Below are 18,220 nucleotides of genomic sequence, written 5' to 3' on the forward strand. Positions count from 1 at the left end.
GCTCCTCAGCCGACGACGATGTTGGTGGTTTCGATGTTGCCGCGCATGAACCCGCCCGGGTTCCAGATCGGCGTCATCGGCTGCGCGATGCCGGCGGTGTTCCAGCAGCGCGACATCAGCCTGGTCGGGCCCGCATGCGTGAGCGGCACCTGCGCGTCCCAGCGGCGGAAACTGTATTTGCCGTGATCGGGGCCGAGCACTGTCTTGTACCAGGTCTTGCCGTTGTCGGTCGACACATCGACCTTGGCGACGCCGCAATCGCCCCCCATCGCAATGCCGCCCAGCGGGATTGACCGGTCGAACGCGATTGCCTGCCCTTCGTCGAGGCTCGTGACCCAGCTGCGCGGGATCATCTTGTTGATGGGCACGGCCGGGAAATCCTTCTGGCCAGGCCGCACGTTCGCGCCTGGAGTGTCAGGGATCTTGTACGCCTTGGCCATCCAGTAACCGTCGTCGGGTGCGGCGAGCACCTCGATGTCGTTCAGCATCTTGACCCAATAGGTCGAATACCAGCCGGGTACGATCAGCCGGACCGGGAAGCCGTTGAGGAGCGGCATCTGTTCGCCGTTCATCCCGAAGGCGAGCATCACTTCGCCGTCGCGTGCGTGGTCGATCGACAGCGACTTGGCGAAATCCGGTCCACCCGCGACCACCGGTTGGTCGAGCGCACCGAACCGCACCGCAACCGCGCCCGGCTTCACGCCGGCGATGTCGAGCACGTCGCGCAGGCGCACGCCGAGCCATTTGGCGTTGCCCATGGCCCCGTGACGCCACTGCGCACCGGCAACGGGCGGCTGGAACAGCGCACGCGAATTGCCCGAGCATTGGTTGATCGCCGCCAGCTCGACGCGTGGCAACTTCAGCAGTTGCGCGAGCGAGATCGACAGCGGCCGCGTGACCGCGCCGTGCACCTTGATCCGGAACGCCTCGACATCGATCGCGGTCGGAATGTCAGCCCAGTGCCAGCGGACGAAGAACTGGTCGTTTGGCGTGAAGACGTCGCCATTGAACACGCTCATCGGCGTTTCCAGCAAAGGCGGGTGGATACGCTGGAGGATCATGTTGCCCTTGCCGGGGAACGCACTGGTCATCGGCCGTTCCGACGGACCGCCCGGCAGGTGCAGATCGACCATGCTCTGCGCCAGCGCGGGTGCGGCGATCAGCGCGCCGCTGCCGATCGCGGCCTCTGCGAGAAAGCGACGGCGGTTCGTCGCCTGCGCCAGTTTCATATCCAGGCTGTCCACCAACATTCTCCCGTTTCTGTCATGTTCTGTATGCGCGACCCGTCCGCCGGTCTGCCCGGTACGGGTCGATCAGATTCGCCGGTTCGATCCGGCAGGACGATCGGTTTGGCCCATCAATTGGCTTGGGCAATGCAGGGCGACACGAACAGGTTGCCGCGCCAGCCGCCCGCGACCGTCTTAGCGCCGACCAGCAGCCACATTGCTGCGAGCGCCACTGTGAGGACAGTGCCGACGATCCCGAAAAAGCCGAGCTGAAGCGTCGTGCCGAGCTTGAAGGTGGCGACCGTGGAGACGCCAAGCGGGAAGGTATAGCCCCACCAGCCGAGGTTGAACGGAATGCCCGCGCGCCAGTAGCGGATCGTGATCAGCGTCGCGAGCGCCAGCCACCACAGACCGAAACCCCAGAGCAGCAGCCCGGCAATCGTGCCAATCCCCTGCGCTACCGCGCCGATCTGCCCCAGGCCGTTGGCGGCGAGGATCGCGGGCGCGTTGCTGCCGAGCACCAGCATCCCAAGCGCGCCGGTGCCAATCGGACCGAGCGCGAGCCAGCTCGAGGCGGCCATGCTCTCGTGCGGCAGCTTGTGCAGTGCCATCCGCAGGATCAGGATCGCGAGGATGCCGAACGCGACCGGCACTGAATAAGCCCAGAGCACATACGACGTTGCGAGCACGACGAACTGGTGATGCGCGTCCGCCAGATGCGGGGCGAGCAGGCCGCCGCTCGCACCTGCGACCTCCGCCGCGACCACCGGCAGCAGCCACACCGCGGTCATGCCGTCGAGCGAATGTTCGTGCCGAGTAAACATGAGGTAGGGGATCGCTACACCGCAGGCGAGCGACATCGCGACGTCGATCCACCACAATGTCTCGGCGATCGGGATCACGCCAGCGCCGAACCGCGGCAGGCCGAACGCCAGGAACCCGTTGATGATCGTCGCCAGCCCCATCGGGATCGTGCCGATGAACATCGACACGGTGTTGTGCCCGAAGATCCGCCGCGCCTCGTGTCCGAACATCGTCCAGCGCGCGGTGTAGAGCCCGGCGAACAGCGTGAAGAGCGCGATGTTGAAGTACCACAGCGCCTCGCCGACCGGGTGCAGCGATGCGCCGACGCCCGGCACCTGCGGCAAGGCGAGCGCGAGAATGCCGGTGCCCATCGTAGCGGCGAACCAGTTGGGGGTGAACTGCCGGATCATCTCGCGCGGGGAGTCGAGCCGGCTGAGGGGCTTCAGGCCATCGAGAACGGGTTTCAGATCGGCGGTCACTTGCCAGTCTCCTTGATGAGATCGGTCAGCGCATCGGCCGCCCGCGTTCGATACCGCTCTTTATGGCGCAGCGCGTAGAACGGACGCCGCGGCAGACCGAGCGGCAGATCGTGCAACGTGCCGGCCGCGATTGCAGGTGCGACGACATGCTGCGACAGCACCGCGACGCCCGCCCCGGCCTCGACCGCGCTACGTACCGCCTCGTTCGATGGTAGCATCAGCGCCACGGTGAGGTCCGACGGATCGACGCCGCGCTGGCGCAGCACCTCCTCGAACGACGAGCGCGTGCCCGATCCCTGCTCGCGGACGATCCAGCGTGCGGCGCGGATCCAGTCCTCGTCGATCGTGTCGGCTGCGCGGTCGCTTACCAGCACCATGCGGTCGTTCGCGACCGTCCAATGCGCGAGCGCGGGCTCGTCGATCACACCCTCGACGAAGCCGAGCTCGACCGCACCGTCGAGCACGCGCGCCGCGGCCCCCTCGGTGTTGTCGATCGCCAGTTCGATTGAGATCGCGGGGTAGCGCGCATGGAACGCGGCCAGCTGGCGGGGCAGCCAATAGCCCGCGATCGTCTGGCTTGCGACTAGCCGCAGAGTGCCGCGCTCCAGTCCTGCATATTCGGCCAGTGCAAGTTCCGCGCTGGCGGCACGGCCAAGCACTGCGCGTGCGTCGACCAGAAACATGCGGCCCGCTTCGGACAGTTCGATCCCACGGCCGACCCGGTGGAACAGCGGCACGCCGTGCCGGGCTTCCAGCGCGGCGATGGCAGCGCTTGCGGCTGACTGCGTCACATTGAGCGCTTCGGCCGCGCGCGTCATGTGCTCGCGCTCAGCGACACCGACGAAAATCCTGAGTTGTTCCAGGGTCATGCCCGATCTCCTTGCCCCAATGATAGGGAAAGGAGATCAATCGCACCAACCAAAGATTACGGTCATTCCAATCAGATATACCGATCGGTCATTTCAGAATGTCGATAACCGCCTCACGTTCATCGACCAGTTCGGCAATCGTGCGATCAAGCATCGTTCGCTGGAATGGATCGAGGATCAGTCCTTCGATACGCGCATACCCACCGCTTTTGCAGTGCACCGGCACGCCGCACACCAGCCCTTGCGGGATACCGTAGGAGCCATCTGACACCACGCCCATCGACACCCAATTGTCGCCTGCGCCGTGCACCCAATCGCGCAGATGGTCGATCGCCGCATTTGCTGCCGACGCGGCCGAGGACGCACCCCGTGCTTCGATGATCGCGGTTCCGCGCTGCGCAACGGTGGGGATCAGGGTCTCGCGGTACCAGGCCTCGTTTCCGATACGGTCGGCAAGCTTTTGGCCATCGAGTTCGGCATTCCCCCAGTCGGCAAACATCGTCGGCGAATGGTTTCCCCAGACGACGAGCTTTGTAATCGCATCGACACCGACACCCGCCTTGGCCGCAAGCTGTCCCTGCGCGCGGTTGTGATCGAGGCGGATCATCGACGTGATGTTTTCGGCAGGGAAACCCGGTGCGCTTTGCGCAATGATCCAGGCATTTGTGTTGGCGGGATTACCGACGACCAGGATCTTGGCGTCGCGTTTGGCCACTGCGTCCAGCGCTGCGCCCTGCGTCTTGAAGATCGCTGCGTTGGCAGCGAGCAAATCACGGCGCTCCATGCCCTTCGAGCGGGGACGAGACCCGACCAGCATGGCCGCATCGATGTCCTTGAAAGCCACCATCGGATCATCAGTAATGATCACATCTGCCAGCAGCGGGAACGCGCAATCCTCCAGTTCCATGACCACGCCGCGTACTGCGTCCAGCGCCTGCGGCACGTCGAGCAGTTGAAGGATAACGGGCTGGTCCGGTCCGAACACGTCACCCTGCGCGACCCGGAAGAGCAGCGAATAGCAAATTTGTCCTGCGGCACCGCTGATCGCGATCCTGACGGGGGGCTTGGTCATTTTGGAAAGGGCTTTCGTTGGGAGATTACAGACGGTGTGAGACCGATCAACGCGCCGCCAGGGCAAGCGCCGCATCGCGCCCGGATGGCACCAGATTGGCGAGACCTTTTCCTGATCTTACGGCACCAGGAACGTAGATCAGGCTCTGCGCATCCGTACTGATCGGGATCGTCGACACGGTGGTGTACGTCAGCGTGTCGATCCCAGCGACCTTGTTGGTTCCGGCCAGGCTGGCATAGATCCTCGTACCATCGCCCGACGGCCAAACCGCACTCGGAGCCGCTTGTAGCGGGACGGTTGCCACAGCCTCCAGGCTGTCGGTTCTATAGACCTTGATTGCAGGTTGATCGCCGCCAACGCTGACATAGGCAAAGGAATCGTCTGCGCGCTGGGCGAAGTTGACCGCGCCCGTTGCTGGACCAGTGTTTATCACTTCGCGTACCGCAAACGGCGGTTTGGCAGCAAAGACCGTGGTCGTGCCGCTCTCGCGGCGTGTTGCCCAGATCTGTTTGCCATCTGGCGAGACCGCGATTGCTCCCGCACCTGCACCGTTGCTGGCAACGTGTCCGACGACGCGCCGATGCTCGACGTCGACAACCAGGATGGACGGCCTTTCAGTAAGCGATACAAAGGCATAGCGTCCGTTTGGCGACAGGATGGTCGCGCCCGCTCCGCCACTTGCTGGTACGCGGGTGATCTCCCGCGCTGTCTTAGGATCCACGACCGCGATGGCATGTTCATCGCCGAGCGAAACCCAGAGTTCGTGCCCATTGGGCGTAAACGCGACGGCGGTAGGCGACGTCTGGAACACGGTCCGGCCTCGTTCCGTGTTCGTGGCCAGATCTACGAGCGTCACACTGTGCTGCGCTAATGCCGATACCGCCAGGGTCCGCCCGTCACGCGTTGCAGCCAGGTGCTGGACTTTGGGGCTGGAAAAGCTGGGCTCAGCTATCGCGCTTTTGGCGAGGTCGATCCGTCCCAGTTCGTTGCCCGCTGCAGGATCGATGACAACGATCTTCGTCGATGTAGGGTCAGACACATAGATCCGGTCATGATGGCTGAGGTCGATATCAGCCTTCGACCACGGTGCCTGAACCGCCTTGATATCGTAGGGAAAGTCGTCCGCCGCAGGTGCAGCCCAATAGGCCTGAGCGATCGCCGGGACTGGCGCTACGGAGGCCAACATCGCGGCAACCAGAACGATCGCAGCTTTCATCGTTTGATCCTTATCACGGACCCGGCGGGTGATCGTGCCGGTCCGATGCCGCTAGATCGACCGATATGTCCCTCGCGTCCAACGCATGGTCGCGATGATTTCAATACGAAAACGCGATTATAGATTGCCGACCGTTCCTGTTAAATGATTGGAATGACCGTGGTTATGCGTTGGACCGACCGCCCCGCCGCAATCATCTATCCTGTCACGCTCGGCATTCATCGAGACGCGCGGAGACTTCCTCATGGCAACACAGCCGATCTACGATCTCGCTACCGAGACACTCGTTGCTCCTAAGCCTGTGCGTCGACATCTCGCAATCGTGCCGGATGCAGGCAATTATGACGAGCTGGAAAGAACGGCTCCAGGCATCGCATCGCGCGGCGTCCATCCTGCCACGTTGGGCTTGCTCGTCGGCGTGTATGCAGCAATGTTGCTGACTTTCTGGACCTTCTTCGCACGTGATGCAGCTACGGCGCTCGTCCTGACGGTCGTGTCGGTCTTCATGATCCTGTATTTCGGTCTGATTGCTGGCGGCATCGTACTCAGCGATACTCCCGCCCCCGGCGAACCCCTCCGTTCGTTCTCGGAGTTCATCAAGGGCCCGGTCGATATCTTGACGGGCACGATCACAGGGCGCGAAGCGGCTATACAGATGCTCTTTCTCCCGGCCTGCATGGCCGTGCTAGCAACGATTATCGGCATCATCGCTCGCGTGTCGTAAACAGGAAAACTAGGGACAGGACGATGAGATCACGCATGACCTTGCTGATGGCGATAGGCTTGTCCGTATCGACCGCTGCTATCGCGCAAACGGACGGCTTCGCGTCCGCGATGGATGCGGCGATGACGCGGATGCACGGCGCGATGATGACTGGCTATTCAAACGATCCCGATCGCGACTTCGCAAGGATGATGATCCCGCATCATCAAGGTGCGATCGACATGGCTGAGATCGAGCTGCGTTACGGCAAGGACGAACGCCTGCGCCGGCTTGCGCAAGGGATCATCGTCGAACAGCGTCAGGAAATCGCGGTGATGCAGGGCATCCTATCCGAAGGCGGCGCGTTGCCACGTCACACCGGACCGACCGCGACTGGTCACCCCCATCACGGAGACCGTCCATGAAGCGTTTCACCCTAACCGCCTGCACCGCCTTGTGCTTTTCAGGCCCTGCGTTTGCCCAGCAAGTGCCCAATGCGACCCCCGACATCCCTGTCAGCGCGCAGGACCGGTTCTACACGTCGGACCAGTTCTCCAACACCGTGTCGGTGATCGACCCATCAACCAACACGCTGCTTGGCGTCATCAAGCTCGGCGACCAGACCCCCGCCAACCTCAGCCCGCTCTACAAGGGGCAGCTGCTTGTCCACGGCATGGGCTTCTCGCCCGATCGTAAGACGCTGGCGGCGATCTCGATCGGTTCGAACTCGGTGACGTTCATCGATACCGCGACCAATGCCGTGAAGCACACGACCTATGTCGGGCGCTCGCCGCATGAGGCGTTTTTCCGCCCCGACGGTCGCGAAGTCTGGGTCGCGGTGCGCGGCGAGGATTATATCCAGGTGCTCGACGGCAAGACCTTCGCGCCGACCACGCGCATCCCCGTCCCCAACGGCCCCGGCATGACGATTTTCTCGCCGAACGGGAAATACGGCTATGTCTGTTCGAGCTTCTCACCCGAGACCGTGGTGATCGACACCGCCTCGAAGAAGATCGTCGGTCGCGTCAAGCAGGCAAGCCCGTTCTGCCCCGACATCGCCGCGACGCCCGACGGCAAGCAGGTCTGGCTGACGCTGAAGGACGTCGGCAAGGTCATGGTGTTCGACGCCAAGCCACCCTTCGCAGTGCTGAAGACGTTCGACACCGGCGCGATCACCAACCACGTCAACATCGCCCGCACCAAGGCCGGCCAGTTCGCCTATGTGACGGTCGGCACCGAGAATGTCGTGAAGGTGTTCCGCACCACCGACTTCGTGCAGGTCGCGAGCATCCCGGTCGGCGCGCTGCCGCACGGTCTGTGGCCGTCGGGCGACGGCTCGCGGATCTATGTCGGGCTGGAGAACGCCGACGCTGTTGCGGCGATCGACACCGCCAGCAACACCGTCATCGCGACGATTCCGATCGGTCAGGGGCCGCAAGGCGTGGCCTATGTTCCCGGCGCGGTGCCGGTAGGCGAAGGCCGTGCAAACCTGATACCGCTCGCACAGGCCGGCATGAAGATCCAGCTGACCCTCGCCGGGACTGGCCGCAGCCAGGTCACGCTGTTCGATCAAGGCCAAGTCCAGATCCTGCAGGCGGCGGTTGCGGGCCTCAGCCCAAAGATGCCCTATGTCCTTGGGCTATCCTCCCGCGCTGATGGTGGCGGCGTGATCCAGCCTCTGGCAAAGTTCATGACCAATCCGGCTGGCGGCGCGATCGTCAACACGCTCGGACCGCTCCGCCAGATCGTCAGCGACGCGAAGGGCGACATGCGCCGGTACCTCGTCATTGCGTCAGGCGACCCGATGATGCCGAGCGCTGTCGTTCAGGTGCAGAAATGAGGGTTCAGGTGAACCCTGCGATCTCCTGTCCGTATCCAGTATCTTGGTCATGACGCCGGTATAGGTTGCCGCAGCGTCTTGAGACTGTCGGAAAACACATGATAGCCGACACCCCTGACCTGGGCCTTCGCCGAACCACACGCGCCTCGGCCCATAACGATCGACAAACCCTGTCGCTTTGATAAAGTGTGCGACAACATGCTTTTGATGGTTTGTCGTACATGCTCGTCGGATATATGCGGGTATCGTCGGCTGACGATCGCCAAACGGTCGATCTCCAGCGGGACGCGCTAGTCGCAGCCGGCGTCGATCATCGGAATCTCCATACCGACAAGGCATCCGGCGCGCGCGACGATCGACCGGGCCTGAAAGCCTGCCTCGACTATCTGAACGCGGGCGACACGCTGATCGTGTGGAAGCTCGACCGGCTCGGGCGCTCGCTGCCGCACCTGCTGACGATCGTCACCGACCTGAAGGCGCGCGGCATCGCGTTCCGGTCGCTGACCGAGCAGATGGATACGACCACGCCGCACGGCGAGTTGCTGTTCTCGCTGTTCGGCGCATTGGCGCAATATGAGCGTGCGCTGACTCGCGAACGGGTGATGGCGGGACTGGCCGCTGCCAAACGCCGGGGACGCCAGGGCGGTCGCCCGCCGATGATCGACGCCGAAACGCTCGAGCGGATCACCGCCGCGCTGGATGGTGGGGCGAGCAAGGCGTCCGTCTGCCGGACCTTCAAGGTGCCGCGCTCGACCCTGCTCGGAACGCTGTCGCGGATCGGCTGGACCGCACCGGCCAAAGTCTGATTCGATGCCGCGTCGCGCCGTCCAGTCGGATGAGCAACGCGCGGCGTTGCTTGCGCTTCCCGACGACGAAACCCTGCTCGTCCAGCACTGGACATTGAGCCAGGACGATCTGGCTGTCATCGTGCGCCGGAGACGGCCGCATAACCGGCTCGGTTTCGCGATCCAGCTTTGCGCGCTGCGCTATCCCGGCCGCCTGCTTCGCCCCGGGGAACTGATTCCCGATACCCCGCTCGCATTCGTTGCCGAGCAATTGCAGGTCGAACCCGATGTGCTGGCCGACTACGCGACGCGCGGCCCGACCCGGTACGAACAGCTCGATGCGCTGCGCGACGCGTTCGGTTTCACGCCGCTCAGTCGGCCGCTGCGAACAACATTGCAGGAATGGCTCCTGCCGATCGCGCTAACGACCACCAGCGGGCCCCGGCTCGCGCGGGTGCTGCTGGATGAGTGCCGGCGACGGCGCATCATTGTGCCGGGCATCAGTTCCGTCGAGCGGATGGTCGCCCAGGCGTTGCTCGATGCCGAACGCCATGTTGCCGAGCATCTCACCCGAGGACTGGACGCCGGGCAACGCCAACTGCTCGACGCCCTTCTTTTGCCTCATGCCGGCACGAACCAGAGCGATCTGGCCTGGGTGCGGCAACCACCCGGCAAGCCGGGCCGCAAGACGTTTGCCGCCATCATCGAGCGATTGACACTGCTTCGAGCGATCGGGATCGATCCCGATATCGCCGCAGGCGTACATCCCGAACGCCTGCGACGCCTGTGCCAGGAGGGTGCGCGGCTGACCGCGCAGCACGTTCGGACGCTGCAAGCGACACGGCGTCGCGCCACATTGGTGGCGACCATACTTGAAACCATAGTGACGCTCACCGACGATGCGGTGCTGATGTTCGATCGCCTGCTGGGCCAGATGTTCCGGCGCGAGCAGAACAGCGCGGACACGGCGCTCAAGCGTGACCGACGTACCATCAACGGCAAAATCCGGTTGCTCGCCCGGCTCGGCGATGCCCTGCTTGCCGCCAGGGTGTCGGGCGGCGACATCGCCGCTGCGGTCGAGGCCGCGATCGGATGGGACGATCTCGGCCGTGAGGTCGATGAAGCCCGCAAGCTGATCCGCCCCGATGCCGTCGATCCCGTCACGATCGCCGCGACCCACTACCCCGTTCTCCGACAGGTCGGCCCCTCATTCATCGCGTCGTTCACGTTCGGGGCGGTGCCGGCCTGCCATGCGCTCGCGCGAGCGGTTGCGATCATCCGCGACCTTCATCTCGGTCGTTTGCGAAAACTGCCGTCCGATGCGCCGGTCGGCTTCATCCGACAGGCCTGGCGTCGGACGATCGGCTCCGGCCTTCCTGATCGCCGGACCTATGAACTGTGCGTGCTGGTGGAGCTTCGCGACCGGCTGCGCGCCGGCGACATGTGGGTCGAGGGAAGCCGGCGCTATCGTGCCATCGAACAACAACTCATTTCCGGTCCCGTCTTCGCCGCCATGCGCGCGGCCGGTCCCCTGCCGATCCCGGCACCGGATACCGCCGGTGCCTGGCTGGCGGAACGACGCGCCCGCCTAGCCCGTCGATTGGCCGAGGTCGAGCGAAAGGCGGAGACGGACGCGCTGGAAGACGTGCAGCTCAGCCTCGGCAGGCTGCGGATTTCGCCGTTGAAGGCGATCACGCCCGAAGAAGCCGATACCGCGGTCGCACCGCTTTATGCCCATCTGCCCGCGATCCGCATCACCGACCTTCTTGCTGAAGTCGATCGATGGACCGGATTCAGCCAGTGCTTCACGCATCTGCAAAGTGGCCGTGTCGCCGATGAACCGCGTGCGATCCTGACGGCGGTGCTCGCGGATGCGACCAATCTGGGCCACACGCGCATGGCGGAAGCCTGCAATGTCGTGACCCAGCGCCAGCTTGGTTGGCTCGCCTCATGGCATCTGCGCGAGGAGACCTACGGCCGCGCTCTCGCCCGGCTGGTCGATGCCCAGCACACCGCACCGCTCGCCGCCCTGTTCGGGTCCGGCACCTCGTCCAGTTCGGACGGTCAGAACTTCCCGCTCGATCGCCGCGCCCAGGCAACCGGCGCGGTCAATCCGCACAAGGGGGCAGAGCCTGCCGTCTCCTTCTACAGCCATGTCTCGGATCGCTACGCGCCGTTCCATTCCACCGTCATCTCGGCGTCCGCGAGCGAGGCCGCGCAGGTGTTGGACGGGCTGCTCCACCACGGTGCCGATCTGCATATTGAGGAGCACCACGTCGATGGCGGGGGCGTGTCGGATCATGTGTTCGCGCTATGCCATCTGCTCGGATTTCGATTCGCGCCGCGCATCCCGAACATCGCCGCGCGCCGTCTGCACCTGTTCGACGGCATTGAGCCCGGACCCGATATCGCGCCGCTGGTCGCGGGCGGGATAGACGAAGCCCTGATTGCCGCGCACTGGAACGACGTGCTGCGTCTGGGAACATCGATCCGCACCAGCGTCGTGAGCGCGTCGATCATGCTCGAACGGCTCGGCTCCTATCCCCGCGCCAACGGCCTGGCACTCGCATTGCGCGAGATCGGCCGCGTCGAGCGTACCCTGTTCACGCTCGACTGGATCGAGCAGCCCGAACAGCGGCGTCGCGCTACCCGCGAACTCAACAAGGGCGAGGCCGAAAATGCGCTGAAACGCGCCATCTTCTTCCACCGGATCGGCCGTATCCGCGACCATGCGCTGCAAGCGCAGAGCCATCGGGCGAGCGCGCTCAATCTCGTCGCAGGTGCCATCGTCCTGTGGAACACGACCTACCTGCAAGCCGCCCGGAAGCATCTCGCCAACCTCGGCCGGCCGGTCTCCCCGGACCTGCTGCAACACCTTTCGCCGCTCGGCTGGCAGCACATCAACCTCACCGGCGATTATCTCTGGACCGATCCCGACGCGCCATCGAAAGCCCTCAGGCCGCTCCGCCAGACCCGCGCCGTAGAAGGCCCGGCGAAACCTTAGCGTATATCTGGGTCCGTTCTATGTACCGACCCCACCTTGTCGCGCGGCTGGCCACGTTCGACGCGCGTCCGTTCGACCACGTCGAACAACGGCGTGGTGATGCCGAGCGCGGTGATCTGCGTCGGCGTCGCCGCGATCCGGCGCAGCCGCGTCTGGTTGTAGTTGTAGGCCGCCGACAGCTTCAGGTCGCCCCAGCCGCCCAGCGGTGTCGCATAGGCCGCGGTCACGTCGACGCCCTGCGTCCGGGTATCGACCGCATTGGTGAAATAGCGGACGCTGGTCACGCCTGGGATACCGATGGCCGCAAGATAGTCGCGCAGCCGCCGGCTGCCCAACGCATCGACATAGTTGGACGACAGCATGATCCGGTCGTCGATATCGATATGATAATAGTCGACCGACGCCGTCAGGCGACCGCCGGCGTAGGTAAGACCGCCGCCAAAATTGGTCGATGTCTCCGGCTTCAGAGCCTGCGCGCCGAGCGCCTGGGCGACCGGGGAGCCGACCGGCGCGGTGCGGACCAGCACGAATTCCGGGAAGCCGGTCGTGTTGTTGACGATCGTCCGGCTGCTGGTCGAACTGAAATACTGCTGGGCGAGGCTGGGGGCGTGGAAGCCCGTGCCGACCGAGCCCCGCAAGGCGAAACCTGCCGGAAGCGCGAGCCGCGTCGACGCCTGCCCGTTCCAGGTGTCGCCGAAGTCGGAATAATGCTCGTAGCGTCCCGCTAGGTCGACCGTCCAGCCGCGCACCGGCTCGAGCCCCGCTTCCGCGAAGGCGCCAATCGCATCGCGGTGGACATTGACCACGTCGCTCGGCTGAATGCCGGCGAAGCCCTGTGAGCCGATCGTCGGGATCGCGCCGGCATTGGGGCCGTCGAGCACGCGCGCGGGGCCGTACTGGTAGCTGGCGAATTCACCCGCCCCGATCCTGTAGCCGTCGCGACGATATTCGGCGCCGACCGCAATGTCGATCGGCGCGGCCAAGCCCGCCTCTACCCTGTTGGACAGGGTCAGATCGGTCGTCCACTGCGAGTTGCCGTAGCGGCCATTGTAGAAGCGTGTGGGACTGGAGACGCCTAGTGTCGCGTTGAGCGTGTCCCGCGTCCGGTATTCGATGCGGTTGCCGCCATAGACGCTCGACAGGTCCCATTTCCATCCAGCCAGATCGCCGCGCAAACCCAGCGCGCCGGTATAATCCGTGCTGTCCGTGTCGACGAAGGGCAGGAAGCCGTTCGGATAGATCGCACGGACGTTTTCGTCCTGCCCCGGTCGGCGGAACGACGCGTTACTATCCGCCTTGCTCAGGCGGTAGCCGCCGAAGCCGTAGAGCTCGACATCGCCCAAAGGTTTGCTGAGGTTGACCAGCATCGAACCGTCTTTAATGTCGCCCTGATCGGCGAAGCGCCAGACGTTACAGTCGACCGTGGCCTCGCGCGGATCGAGCCCGGATCCAGCTGTTCCGCCGGGCGGGTTGAGGCCGATCCCTGCGCCATAGCGGGCCGACAGCGGCTGTGGCGTGCCGCTGGGCGAGATGCCGAAGTAGAATTGCCGCGTGTCGGGCTGCGCCCGGTTCGCCGCCTGATGGTCGCGATAATAGCCGGTGACGTTGACGAACCCGTCATCCCCCAGCTTGAGCCCGCCACCCAGCGAGAACTCGTAGGTATCGCCACCACCGTCATAGGTCGTGCCCGCGCTCGCCGAGGCATGGAGCGTGGTGTCGGTCCGCAGGAGGATGTTGATGACACCCGCGATCGCGTCGGAGCCATATTGCGCCGAGGCACCGTCGCGCAGGATCTCGATGCGGCCGATACCCGCTGCGGGGATCTGATTGAGGTCGGTCGGCGTCGAGCCCTTGCCGATCGTGCCGCCCGTGTTGACCCACGCCGCACCGTGCAACCGCTTGCCGTTCACCAGCACCAGCGTCTCGTCCGGCGACAGCCCGCGCAGCGAGGCGGAATGGATATGTGTGTTGCCGTCGGGCGTCGTCGGATTGGCGAAAGAGAAGGACGGCGCAAGCTGGCGTAACACCTCGCTTGTTTCCTGATAGCCCGAAGCACGCAGGTCGTCACCGCGCAGCACGTCGATCGGCACCGGCGAGGTCGTCACCGTCCGTTCGCCGGTGCGGGTCCCGGTGACCACGATCTCATTGTTAGCCCCTGCCCTCCCGATGCCCGCCGGGGGCGCTGCATCTTGTGCAACGGCGGCAGCTATGGGTGACCCACCGGCCAACAATCCGATGATGATGAGCTTCATCCATCAACCCCCTTATGATCCGGCGGCATCTCTTGACGCTCGCACATGGATCATATCCCATCACTCTAGTGGGAAATGATAGAAATCATTGATCGCTGCCAAGCTTCAACCCGGCGTTCACGCGACAAGCGCCGTCGCCTGCGTCGCAGTGCATCGAGATAATGTACGGCCGCAAAAAGGTCTGACGCCGCGTCGCCACTCGCTACGATTAAGGCCCGAGCGTCGGGCGTGTCCCTGGCAGGCAGACTCTATCGGCGCCGCGGGCGTCGATTGAGCCACCCGGGGCGTCTTGGCCCGGACGGGTGACGATCCTCACGTACAAGCGCCGCGGCTTGGTCGGCCACGAAGATCTCGTCCGCTGCGGCGACTGCGGCGACATAGCGCAGGTATATCGTTCAAAAAGCGTGCCGTCGTGCACCAGTCAGCAACTTCTCGTTGGTACGGACGGTCGTGACCTGCTGGTACTGGTCATGCGTGCCTTCAGGTACCTTGTATTCGCTGCACGTGGCGCGTACATGGGCATTGCAGGAAGACCTGTAAGGCGACTTGTCCCGGCCATGTGTTGGGCGGGCGCCGTGGCTACCCAGGGTTTGATACCCTGGTTGCCGGCCACCAATCTTCCTACACATTTCTGAGCCGCCCCATCCGGGGCGGCTCTCTTCTTTCAGAGCAAATGAATGCCGAATCGTTCGCGCAGACCCTGCGCATTGACGTCCTCGGCGATGATCCAGCGGCGCGCATAGGCCACCACGTCCGCGAGCTGTAGCAGCCGCGATGCCCCCGAATCCAGCCGAGCCACCCGGTTGACGCCTCGGAACCGTCCCTCGCTGACTCGCGCGGCCGTCATATAGGCGTCGAAGGCGGGATGATCGTTGTGGTGGTTGACGTCAGTGATGACGTCGACGTTGTCGACACTCTCCCGACCCAATACGACGCGAAAGCGCTTCATCCCTGCCTTTACCGTATCGACCACAGCCTGAGCATAGATCTCCGCAGGCTCGCCCGGGCGAGCCGCGAACTGCTGGTTGATCATCACGACGCGATCGAGCTGCGCGTTGGCGCGCAGCCGATCAAGCAGGCCCTGCAAATAACCGTCGTCCATGCGTACCGCATGCACCTCGTTCGCATCGGCAGGCAGCAGATCACTGAATGCCTTGTCGAGCCGACCGGCTTCGCTCGCGAGCACGAACACCGCGCCGAGCTGGAACGGTGCAGCGCCTGCCGTCCCCGACTCGTCGATGAAGCAGAGAACCTTTTTGTTGAGCCGCTGCGCCACTTAAATCTCTTGTGCGGCGTCCTCGACCGCCGCCTTTCCGCGTCGCCGCAGCCCCGGCCGCGCGACCGCCTCGCGGCGCAGGCGCGCGGCCTCTGCCGCATCGCTGAAGTCGGGTTCGATCTCCGCCAGCTTGTCGACCAGTCCCTGGAGATCATACGCGTTCGAGATCTTGCCGCGATGCGACGCGCGCCGTTCGATCCGCTTGACCAGGCCCGCCTCTTCGAGGTCCACGATGATGCGTTGCACCTGGCGCTCGCTCAGCCCCAACCGCTGCGCCAGATCGGCCTTCTTCGGAAACGGTTTGCGTCCAGCGTCCCACCAGAAATCGGCGAGCTGGATCAATACCGCCAGCTGGGTCGGGTTGAGCCCGAGCCGGCGCTGCGCGCGCAGCAGCAGCGACGGCAGGATGCAGAATCCGAGCGCCATGACCTTCGCGCCCCATTTGTCCGCCGCAGCGCCGGTCATCTTTTTTGATTTCGGAGCCGCCTCGATATTCGCCTCCGCGACCGGTTCAGCCGGCTCATCTTCCGTATTGTCACTCACGCTTCGTCTCCTTACGATGCGTAAGTGGCAGAAAAACCATGCGCATCAAGATCGAGCGACAGGACATAGGTGTCCGCAAGGGTGGCGACAAGGGTGTCTCTACCCTGGAGGCGTATAGGTCCGATCCTAATAAGGATGCATGGAAATCGGATTAACCGAGAAGCCGATTAATCGGGATTCATGGGTACCGGGTATGAATGTCCTATCGCTGCCGAGCAATATGGAAGATTACAAACGGGCGTGACCCTGGCGGGCACGGCTCTATCTCCGCTGCGCTCCGACCGAGCCGCTGCGCGTCTCGGCCCTGACGGGTGACGATCCTCACGCAAGAGCGACGCGGAGTTGAGCTGCCGTGTCGCTCCCACCGCTGTCGGTCGTGAGACGTGAGGGGGGCAACTGTTCTGAATTACGGCGTCACAGGTTCCAAGATGGCATTGGCGCCCGTCGGCTGGACGTACCCGATCAAAATGTCCCCTGCCTTCAACAGCGCGTTGCCTCCTCTCATGAAAAGCCCGCCCAGACCAAAGCTCAAAACGCCGAGGACGACGCCTGCGGTATTCGCCTTGCCCTCGGCGCCCCGCACACCCGAGATCGGCAGACGACCCGCCGGCGTTTCAACATAGAGCAGTTTCGCGGTGAGGTGTCCCTTTTCGCCAGCCATGCCAGTGCCCTCGGCTTTGACCACCTCGCCCCATGCCAAGGCGCCGACCGGGATCGCCACTGCGCCGTTGATCACCACCGCCTCATTGACGCGCAGCTTGAATCGCTCGCCAGGCTTGCTGTCGCGACTGTTGACCTCTTTCAGCACCATCAGCTTGATCTCGGTGCCGCCAGGAATTTGCAACGAGGGATTGGCTGCGACCTGTGCAACAGCGGCTTCCTGGGTACCAACGCAGGCGGCAATAAGTGCGGCGGCACATATTGCTAGATGCCGCCGACGATCAAGGTTGATCAATTGCCGCTGCCCGATTGGCCTTGCGAGGCTTTCTCGCCAGAAGCGAGGAACTTGATGGCGATGCCCGTCGCATTTGCCTTGCCCCAGCTCAGCGCGGAGACATGGGCATCGCCATAACTCGCCTTGATCACCGCATCGGCGCCGAGCTTCTGACCGCGCTCCCAAAGCTCCCTGTAGATTTTCGCCTGCGACGGAGATTTGCTGAACATGGTCGCCTTGCGGACGCCAGCCTTGACCTCGCCAAGGACTTTGTAGGGGCGATCGGTGATATCATAGGGGAAGACCGGGACGCCGACATCCTCGTTGACAAGTGGCGTTGTGGCTGATGCTGCTGTCTGTGCTGGGGCCGCAACCGGTGCGAGGAGCAGGGCTGCCGCCATCGACATTGCAAATTTCAACATATTCACATCCCCTTCAAATCTGATGTAATTGGCTCACGACACAATTTTGTAATGGTGTCGCCATGGGCAACGCAGGATACGCCGTCTGCGGCGCCAAACCTTCCCGTTCTACCTAGCTAGACCCCGTTTGACCTACCCCAAGCCGGAATAAAGATCACATGTGCTTGCTCATGGCGTCAAGCCTGCTTTTGATCAGGTCGTAAGATCATAAACATGGCAGCGGGCGTGCGCGGCGTGATCAAGGTCTGCGCCTGACGCTTACGCAGACGGTGCCCAAGACCCTCAGCACGGTCAGCATTACCCTCTGGTGCCTCTTGTAAGGTGTCCGTCCCCCCGCCGTATGACCCATATAGCGCAGGTGCGCCTAGAGCGTCACGCGCGGCTTCCCTTCTGCTCTCGGCTTGTCCGCGATCGACAATCTGAAGCTCAGGGCGTGGTCCTTGCGAGCACGGCTTTGTCTACGCTGCGCTCTGACCGAGCCGCCGCACGTCTCGGCCCTTCGGGTAACGATCGTCATGTAACGGCGCCGCGGCCTGATTGGCCGCGAAGATCCCGTCCACCGCGTCGGCACGGCCGCTGCGGCGTAGGGGCGCTCCCACGCCGCCCTCGATGGCCCGCGCTCGCGCACGGGCGCCAGGGGGCCTGTTCCTGCCCCCCTGGGAAGGGCCAGGCCGTCTCCGCCGCGTATCGCGGCTCCGCTTGGTCGCGCGGGGGGTGTCCCCGCCCTTCCTTCAGGCCGCTGCGCGGCCATCCGTGCAGGGCGGGCGATCCCCCTCCCCCCGCGCGACCAAGCGG

At 64.0% G+C, this 18,220-nt stretch carries 15 protein-coding genes; 5 read left to right on the forward strand and 10 right to left on the reverse strand.

Annotated elements, in window-relative coordinates:
- Positions 1-5: 5 nt before the first annotated feature.
- From BW41_RS13565 to BW41_RS13585, 5 genes are all read right to left on the reverse strand, one after another.
- Positions 6-1,250 carry a molybdopterin-dependent oxidoreductase gene (locus BW41_RS13565; RefSeq protein ID WP_019054679.1) on the reverse strand — a complete coding sequence of 415 codons (1,245 nt, stop codon included), beginning with the start codon at positions 1,248-1,250 and terminating at the stop codon, positions 6-8.
- Positions 1,251-1,357: 107 nt separating this feature from the next.
- Complete coding sequence (locus tag BW41_RS13570) at positions 1,358-2,509, reverse strand: TDT family transporter (RefSeq protein ID WP_037535049.1); 1,152 nt, start codon at positions 2,507-2,509, stop codon at positions 1,358-1,360.
- Positions 2,506-3,378 carry a LysR family transcriptional regulator gene (locus tag BW41_RS13575; protein WP_019054677.1) on the reverse strand — a complete coding sequence of 291 codons (873 nt, stop codon included), beginning with the start codon at positions 3,376-3,378 and terminating at the stop codon, positions 2,506-2,508. Before BW41_RS13575 ends, BW41_RS13570 begins: the two co-directional genes overlap by 4 nt.
- An 88-nt stretch (positions 3,379-3,466) precedes the next feature.
- Positions 3,467-4,450: a malate dehydrogenase gene (locus BW41_RS13580; protein ID WP_037535050.1), complete on the reverse strand. Its 984-nt coding sequence runs from the start codon at positions 4,448-4,450 to the stop codon at positions 3,467-3,469.
- 46 nt (positions 4,451-4,496) lie between these two features.
- Positions 4,497-5,666, reverse strand: a complete 1,170-nt coding sequence (locus BW41_RS13585; protein WP_051583499.1) for a YncE family protein — start codon at positions 5,664-5,666, stop codon at positions 4,497-4,499.
- Between the two features lie 244 nt (positions 5,667-5,910).
- On the opposite strand from BW41_RS13585, the gene BW41_RS21025 reads away from it, so the two are divergent.
- The 5 genes from BW41_RS21025 (at position 5,911) to BW41_RS13610 (ending at position 11,998) form a co-directional block, all read left to right on the forward strand.
- Entirely contained in the window at positions 5,911-6,390 is a 480-nt protein-coding gene (locus BW41_RS21025; RefSeq protein WP_043150680.1) for a hypothetical protein, read from the forward strand.
- A 35-nt stretch (positions 6,391-6,425) separates the two neighbouring features.
- Positions 6,426-6,794, forward strand: a complete 369-nt coding sequence (copM, locus tag BW41_RS13595; protein WP_008828623.1) for a CopM family metallochaperone — start codon at positions 6,426-6,428, stop codon at positions 6,792-6,794.
- Positions 6,791-8,209, forward strand: a complete 1,419-nt coding sequence (locus BW41_RS13600; RefSeq protein ID WP_037535052.1) for a YncE family protein — start codon at positions 6,791-6,793, stop codon at positions 8,207-8,209. The genes copM and BW41_RS13600 overlap by 4 nt, the downstream gene beginning before the upstream one ends.
- A 221-nt stretch (positions 8,210-8,430) precedes the next feature.
- On the forward strand, positions 8,431-9,015 hold the full coding sequence (locus tag BW41_RS13605) for a recombinase family protein (protein ID WP_037535053.1): 585 nt from the start codon (positions 8,431-8,433) through the stop codon (positions 9,013-9,015).
- A gap of 4 nt (positions 9,016-9,019) precedes the next feature.
- Positions 9,020-11,998 carry a Tn3 family transposase gene (locus BW41_RS13610; protein ID WP_037535054.1) on the forward strand — a complete coding sequence of 993 codons (2,979 nt, stop codon included), beginning with the start codon at positions 9,020-9,022 and terminating at the stop codon, positions 11,996-11,998.
- Here the strand turns inward: BW41_RS13610 and BW41_RS13615 are convergent.
- The 5 genes from BW41_RS13615 to BW41_RS13635 all read right to left on the reverse strand — a co-directional run bounded on the left by BW41_RS13615 (position 11,995) and on the right by BW41_RS13635 (position 17,425).
- Positions 11,995-14,136, reverse strand: coding sequence for a TonB-dependent receptor plug domain-containing protein (locus tag BW41_RS13615; protein WP_235199767.1), 2,142 nt, complete (start codon positions 14,134-14,136; stop codon positions 11,995-11,997). The genes BW41_RS13610 and BW41_RS13615 overlap by 4 nt on opposite strands.
- Before the next feature lie 778 nt (positions 14,137-14,914).
- Positions 14,915-15,526, reverse strand: a complete 612-nt coding sequence (locus BW41_RS13620; protein WP_037535055.1) for a DUF3800 domain-containing protein — start codon at positions 15,524-15,526, stop codon at positions 14,915-14,917.
- Entirely contained in the window at positions 15,527-16,069 is a 543-nt protein-coding gene (locus BW41_RS13625; RefSeq protein ID WP_037535056.1) for a helix-turn-helix domain-containing protein, read from the reverse strand.
- A gap of 406 nt (positions 16,070-16,475) precedes the next feature.
- Positions 16,476-17,024 carry a hypothetical protein gene (locus BW41_RS20150; RefSeq protein ID WP_152542320.1) on the reverse strand — a complete coding sequence of 183 codons (549 nt, stop codon included), beginning with the start codon at positions 17,022-17,024 and terminating at the stop codon, positions 16,476-16,478.
- A complete protein-coding gene (locus tag BW41_RS13635) occupies positions 17,021-17,425 on the reverse strand; it encodes a hypothetical protein (protein WP_235199768.1) in 405 nt (134 codons plus the stop codon). The genes BW41_RS20150 and BW41_RS13635 overlap by 4 nt, the downstream gene beginning before the upstream one ends.
- Between the last annotated feature and the right edge of the window lie 795 nt (positions 17,426-18,220).

It is taken from the genome of Sphingomonas sp. RIT328 (assembly GCF_000632225.1).
In the GTDB taxonomy this organism is placed as follows: Bacteria; Pseudomonadota; Alphaproteobacteria; order Sphingomonadales; family Sphingomonadaceae; genus Sphingomonas; species Sphingomonas kyungheensis.